Below are 7,047 nucleotides of genomic sequence, written 5' to 3'. Positions count from 1 at the left end.
ACGACGAGCCGGCCCGGGGCGAGGCGGCGCCCCAGGGTTACGCGGCCGAGGTCGCCGCCGGATATGCCGCGGAGGCCACGCTGCCGCTGGGCGCCCTCCTGGAGGGCGAACCGGGCGGCGAGGCCACGCCCGACCCGCGGGTCCAGGTGGGCTTCGCCCTGTCGATGCTGAACCGGCATGGCCTGGTCGCGGGCGCCACGGGAACCGGCAAGACCAAGACGTTGCAGGGCATGGCCGAGGGCCTGTCCCTGGCCGGGGTCCCGGTCTTCCTGGCCGACGTCAAGGGCGACCTGTCGGGCCTGGCGCTGCCGGGCGCGGACAACCCGAAGGTCGCGGCGCGCGCGGCGAGCATCGGCCAGGAGTGGACGCCCACGCGGTACCCGGTCGAGTTCTACTCGCTGGGCGGCCTGGGCAAGGGGGTACCGATCCGGACGACGGTCACCGACTTCGGGCCGATCCTGCTGTCCAAGGTGCTGGGCCTGAACGCGACGCAGGAGTCGAGCCTGACCCTGATCTTCCACTGGGCCGACAAGAGGGGTCTGGCGCTGCTGGACCTCAAGGACCTGCAGTCGGTGATCGCGCACCTGACCTCGGACGAGGGCAAGGCCGAGCTCAAGGGGATCGGCGGGGTCTCGGCGGCGACGGCGGGCGTCATCCTGCGCGAGATCGTGGGCCTGGAGGGGCAGGGCGCCGACGTGTTCTTCGGCGAACCAGCGTTCGAGACGTCGGACCTGATCGCGACGCGGGGCGACCTCGGCGTGCTGAGCGTGCTGGAGCTCCCCGCGGTCCAGGACCGCCCGCAGCTGTTCTCGACGTTCCTCATGTGGCTGCTGGCCGACCTCTTCCAGGAGCTGCCCGAGGTTGGCGACGCCGACAAGCCCAAGCTCGTGTTCTTCTTCGACGAGGCGCACCTGCTGTTCACCGGCGCTTCCAAGGACTTCCTGCAGCAGGTGGTGCAGACGGTCCGGCTGATCCGGTCCAAGGGCGTGGGCGTGTTCTTCGTGACGCAGTCGCCCAAGGACGTGCCGTCCGACGTGCTGGCCCAGCTCGGCAACCGGGTGCAGCACGCGCTGCGCGCCTTCACACCCGACGACGCGACCGCGCTGCGGGCCGCCGCCCGCACGTTCCCGAAGTCGCCGTACGACCTGGAGCGTCTGCTGCAGGAGCTCGGCACCGGCGAGGCCGTGGTCACAGTGCTCACGGAGAAGGGCGCGCCGTCCCCGGTCGCGTGGACGCGGGTGCGGGCGCCGCAGGCGTCGATGGAGCCGGCGGGCGACGCGGAGATCGACCGGGTGGTCGCGGCCTCCGCGGGCCAAGCGAGGTACGGGACGGCGGTCGACGCGGAGTCGGCGTTCGAGCTGCTCCAGGCGCGGGCACAGGAGCAGGCCGCCGGGCAGGCGGCCGCGGCGGGCGAGGCGTCCGCTGCCGAGGACCAGCGGGAGATCGCCAAGGAGCGTGCCCGCCTGGAGAAGGAGGCCGCGACCCGCGAGAAGGCGGAGGCCCGGCACAAGGCGCAGGCGGCCCGCGACCGCAACCGGGTGGTGAGCTCGCTGGCCAGGACAGCGGGGACGGTCCTCGTCCGCGAGCTGACCCGTTCGCTGTTCGGCACCCGCAAGCGCTGACCCGTTCTCCCGTCGAGTGCTGGCTATTTGTTGCCTCTGGCCGGGTTGAGCCCACAAATGGCCAGCACTCAACGGGGTGGCGGAGTGGGGGCTGTGGATAGGGAGCGGCCCGCTCCGAAACCATCGAGCCTCGACGTGTGGCACATGAAATCTTCACGGTCTCAGAGGGGCTTTCTCGTGGAATCAGCGCCCAAGCGCTGAGATCCAGACGGCTCTCGGCTCCGACGTCCGGCGTACGCATCGACGACCCCGACCCGTCGTTGATCGACCGGTGCCGCGCGATTGCACGGGTCGTGCACCCGAACGCCGCCTTCGCTCGTACAACGGCGCTGCGGCTGCTCGGCGTGGAGCTTCCTTGGCAGCTCGAAGAAGATCACGCGATCCATGTCGTGACTCCGCGCAGGGGTGAGCGCCCCCAGCGATTCGCGATCAGGCCACACTTCTGCGGGCAGAAGAAGCTCGACGTCGTCCATCGGCTCGGGCTTCGGATCACCTCGGCACCACAGACCTGGCTCCAGGTGTCGCACGGCTTGACCAGGGACAGCCTGGTCGGCCTCGGCGACGCCATGACGCGGCGCAAGAACCCGCTGACCACGGTCGACGAGCTGGAGCTGCTGCTTCGCGAGACCTTCAAGATGCGAGGTCTCGCGCTCTGCCGGGAAGCCGTCGAGCTGGTCCGGTCCGGGACGGACTCGTCGATGGAGTCTCGGCTGCGATTGATCATCATCGACGCCGGACTGCCCGAACCGCTGGTGAACGTGCCCGCCCTGGACGCGACGGGGCAGTTTCTCGCGCTCCCGGACCTGTCCTATCCGGAGCTCAAGATCGCCGTCGAGTACGACGGCGACCATCACCGCACCGATCCTGCAACCTGGCGGCGCGACGTGGAACGGCGCCAGCTCCTCGAGGGTGCCGGCTGGCTGATCATCACCGCAACGGCGGACGACGTGATCCGCTACCCGGACCGGCTGATCCGCCGGATCCGCGCCGCGATCAGGGCTCGCAAGATCCAACAAGAACGTTGAGTGCTGGGTATTTGTTGGTCCAAGGCTCCTTGGACCAACAAATACCCAGCACTCAACGAAAGGCGGCTAGGCCGGGACGATGTTGACCAGCTTCGGGGCACGGACGATCACCTTGCGGACCCCGCGGCCGTCCAGGAACTTGACCACGTTCGGCTCGGCCAGGGCCGTCGCCTCCAGCTCCTGGTCGGAGATGTCCGGGGCGACCTCGAACTTGGCCCGCACCTTGCCCTGCACCTGGACCACGCACGTCACGGTGTCCTGCACGAGGTACTGCTCGTCGGCGGCCGGGAACGGCGCGTGCGCCAGCGACTCCTCGTGGCCGAGGCGGGACCACAGCTCCTCCGCGATGTGCGGCGCGATGGGCGCCGTCATCAGGACGAGCGGCTCCACGGCCGAGCGCGGCACGGCCGGCAGGCCCGTGAGGTGGTTGTTCAGCGTGATGAGCTTGGCGATCGCGGTGTTGGGCCGCATGTTCTCCATCTCGAGGCGCACGTCGGCGATGGCGCGGTGCACCGCGCGCAGCGTCGCGGTGTCGGGCTCGTCGTCGGTGACGGTGAGCTCACCGGTCTCCTCCGAGACGACGTTGCGCCACAGCCGCTGCAGGAACCGCTGCGACCCGACGACGGCCCGGGTCTCCCACGGACGCGACAGGTCCAGCGGGCCCATCGACATCTCGTAGACGCGGAAGGTGTCGGCGCCGTACTGCTCGTACATCTCGTCAGGCGTCACGACGTTCTTGAGCGACTTGCCCATCTTCCCGTACTCACGGTTGACGGGCTGGCCCTGCCACGTGAAGCCGGTCTGCTCGTCGCCCTCGACCTCCTCGGCCGGCACGTACTGGCCGCGCGAGTCGGTGTAGGCGTACGCCTGGATGTAGCCCTGGTTGAACAGCTTGCCGAACGGCTCGACACCGCTGACGTGGCCCAGGTCGAACAGGACCTTGTGCCAGAACCTGGCGTACAGCAGGTGCAGCACGGCGTGCTCCACGCCGCCCACGTAGAGGTCGACGCCGCCGGCCGGGCCGGACGTCGGGTTGTGCTGCGGGCCCAGCCAGTAGTTCTCGAGCTCGGGCAGCGCGGCCGCCGTGCTCTCGGCGGGGTCGAGGTAGCGCAGGTAGTACCAGCACGACCCGGCCCAGTTGGGCATCGTGTTGGTGTCGCGGCGGTACTTCTTGGGTCCGTCGCCGAGATCGAGGGTGACGTGCACCCAGTCGTCGTTGCGGCCCAGCGGCGCCTCGGGCTCCGAGTTGGCGTCCTCCGGGTCGAAGGTGCGCGGCGCGTAGTCGGGCACGTCCGGCAGGTCCACCGGCAGCATCGCGTCCGGGATCGCGACCGGGCGGTCGTCCTCGTCCCACACCACGGGGAACGGCTCGCCCCAGTAGCGCTGGCGGCTGAACAGCCAGTCGTTGAGGCGGTAGGTGGTGGTGCCCTCGCCGATGTTCCGGCTCTCCAGCCAGGCGATGATCTTCGCCTTGGCCTCGACGACGCCCAGGCCGTCGAGCGAGATCTCGTCGTTCGAGGACCGCACGGCGACGCCGTCACCCGCGTATGCCCCGGTGTGGCCCTCGGGCAGGCCGCCCTCCGGCTCGACGGTGTGGATCACCGGCAGGTCGTAGGCCTCGGCGAACGCGAAGTCGCGCTCGTCGCCGCCCGGGACGGCCATGATGGCGCCGGTGCCGTAGCCCATCAGCACGTAGTCCGCGGTGAAGACCGGGACCTGCAGACCGCTGACCGGGTTCACGGCCAGGTGGCCCGTGAACACGCCGGTCTTCTTGCCGGCGTCGGCCTGCCGCTCGACGGCGGTCTTGGCGGACGACTCGCGGCGGTAGGCGGCGACGGCCTCGACGGGGGTGTCGTACCCGCCGGTCCATGCGGAGCGAGTGCCGTCGGGCCAGGCCGTGGGGACCTCGTCCAGCAGCGGGTGCTCGGGGGCCACCACCATGAACGTGGCGCCGAACAGGGTGTCGGGTCGGGTGGTGAAGACCTCCAGCGAGCCCGCCGCGCCGGCCGGGTCGCCCTCGGCGGTGCCGACGACGTCGAACCGGACGTTGGCGCCCGTGGAGCGACCGATCCAGTTGCGCTGCATGGACTTGACCTTCTCGGGCCAGTCGATGAGCTCCAGGTCGTCCGTGAGGCGGTCCGCGTAGGCGGTGATGCGCATCTTCCACTGGCGGAGGTTGCGCTGGAACACGGGGAAGTTGCCGCGCTCGGAGCGGCCGTCGGCGGTGACCTCCTCGTTCGCGAGCACGGTACCCAGGCCCGGGCACCAGTTCACCGGCGAGGAGTCGATGTAGGCGAGCCGCTGGCCGTCGACGACGTCCCGCTGTTCGAGCTCGCTCAGTCCGGCCCAGACGGCGCCGCCCGTGTTGTCGCCGTCGTGCCCGGGGACGGGCCGTGTGCCCGCGGCGAGCTCGGCGCGCAGCTCCGCGATCGGGCGCGCGCGGCCCTTGCCGTCGCCGGAGCCCGTGACAGGTCCGGGGCGCTCGGCGTCGGCGTCGTACCAGGACTCGAAGATCTGCAGGAAGATCCACTGCGTCCAGCGGACGTACTCGGGGTCGATCGTCGCGAAGGTGCGGCGCGGGTCGTGGCCCAGGCCGAGGCGGCGTAGCTGGCGCCGCATGTTGCCGATGTTGGCCTCGGTCGTGGTCCGCGGGTGCTGACCCGTCTGGACGGCGTACTGCTCGGCGGGCAGGCCGAACGCGTCGTAGCCCAGCGCGTGCAGCACGTTGTCGCCGCGCATGCGGCGGAAGCGCCCGGTGACGTCGGTGGCGATGTAGCCCAGCGGGTGACCCACGTGCAGGCCCGCACCCGAGGGGTACGGGAACATGTCCATGATGAAGTACGGGTCACCCTGCGCCGGGCTCCCGCCCGGCCCCGTAAGTCGCCCCTGCGGGTTCGCCGCGTGGAACGTGCCCCGCTCCTCCCAGATGTCCTGCCAGCGCAGCTCGATCTGCTGCGCGAGGGCGGGGGTGTAGCGGAAACGGGGCTCGTCGGGAGACGTGGTGCGCTCGGGTGCGTCGGGCATGGTCACCCGGCCGAGTCTACCGACCGCGCGAGGAGGCGGCCCTCGTTCGTCCACAGGCTCCAGGGTTCATCCGACATTCGCCCCCCGCCTCCCCCGAAGTTCTCTGCCCGGGTGCTCGAATTGCGCGCATGATGCCTTTGTTGCGAAAGATCCTCGCCGTCAGCATCGTCGCCGCCACCGTGTGGACGGCCTCGACCGCCGCCGCCGCTCCGGTGCCCGGCACCCCACCCACCACCGCGACCGCCGGTGAGAGGACCAGGACCGCCACCATGCCCGCGAGCCCGTCCGCCGGCCGTGCCGACCACGTCGTCCTCCTGGCCCTGGACGGGTTCGACGTCGAGTACCTCGACCTGGTGCGCGACGGCGCCGGCTCTCCCGGCTCGGCCGAGATGCCGAACCTGCGCGCGCTGCTGCGCGAGGGCAGCGTCACCACCTCGTCGGGCGTGATGACGTCGATCACCAACCCGTCGTGGTCCTCGGTCGCCACGGGCGCCTGGCCCGAGACGCACCGCAACACCGCCTACTGGTTCGACGCCGCGAGCAACACCGCGCGCGGCCAGCAGCGCGACCTGGCCGTGCCCACGATCGCGCAGTCGATCCGGGAGCAGGGCGGCACGGTGTTCTCCGCGCAGTGGTTCATCCTGCAGAACTACGGGGTCACGTTCGGCGACCCGGACGGCCTGTACACGCAGCCCGGCGGCGACTGCGCGCGCCGCACCGACGACGCCGTCTCGGTGCTGCGCGGCGAGCCCGTCAGCTCGAACGGCCAGCTGGTGCGCACCAACGGGATCCCCGACCTGATCACGGTGTACTGCGACACGCTCGACGCGATCGGGCACGCCGGCGGCGACGCCGACCCGCGCATCCCGGGCGCGCTGGAGGACATCGACCGGCAGATCGGCCGCATCGTCGCCGCCACGAAGGAGGCGGGCGTCCACGACGACACCGCGTTCGTCGTCACCGGCGACCACGGCATGACCACCTTCGACAAGGGCTTCGCCGCCGAGGGCCTCGCCGCGATCGAGGCCGCCGGCTTCACGCCGCAGGTCCTGACCAGCGGGCAGACGCCCGCGGCCGGCACCGACGTCGTGATCGTCGTGGGCGGGGTCGCGGACGTGCGGATCATCGGCGAGCGGGCGGGCGACCGCGCCGCCGTCCGCCGGCTGGAGCGGGCGCTGACGGCGCTGCCGCAGGTGCGGAACGTGTTCGACGAGGCCGACCAGCGCCGCCTGCGGATGAGCCCGAACTACGGTGACCTCGTCGTCGAGCCCGAGCCGGGCTGGTCCTTCGGTGCCACCCCCTCCGCCCCGGCCGGGCGGCACGGCGCGACCACCGAGCTGCGCGTGCCGCTGGTCCTCGCCGGGGCCGGCGTGCGG

4 protein-coding genes are annotated in these 7,047 nt (G+C 71.2%); 3 read left to right on the top strand and 1 reads right to left on the bottom strand.

What is annotated here, in order from left to right; genetic code table 11:
- A partial coding sequence (locus PROKR_RS05800) for a helicase HerA-like domain-containing protein (protein ID WP_157601911.1) occupies nt 1-1,622 on the top strand: 1,622 nt, incomplete at its 5' end.
- Between the two features lie 137 nt (nt 1,623-1,759).
- Nucleotides 1,760-2,647, top strand: coding sequence for a DUF559 domain-containing protein (locus PROKR_RS05795; RefSeq protein WP_142038279.1), 888 nt, complete (start codon nt 1,760-1,762; stop codon nt 2,645-2,647).
- Between the two features lie 66 nt (nt 2,648-2,713).
- Here PROKR_RS05795 and leuS read toward each other — a convergent pair whose 3' ends face one another.
- Nucleotides 2,714-5,671, bottom strand: coding sequence for a leucine--tRNA ligase (gene leuS / locus PROKR_RS05790; protein ID WP_036960553.1), 2,958 nt, complete (start codon nt 5,669-5,671; stop codon nt 2,714-2,716).
- Between the two features lie 128 nt (nt 5,672-5,799).
- On the opposite strand from leuS, the gene PROKR_RS05785 reads away from it, so the two are divergent.
- The coding region (locus tag PROKR_RS05785) for an alkaline phosphatase family protein (RefSeq protein WP_084800270.1) at nt 5,800-7,047 on the top strand (1,248 nt) is incomplete at its 3' end.

Source organism: Promicromonospora kroppenstedtii DSM 19349, assembly GCF_000515355.1.
Classification (GTDB): Bacteria; Actinomycetota; Actinomycetes; order Actinomycetales; family Cellulomonadaceae; genus Promicromonospora; species Promicromonospora kroppenstedtii.
Note: the sequence above shows the minus strand (reverse complement) of the source record. Positions and strands in the feature narration are given on the sequence as shown.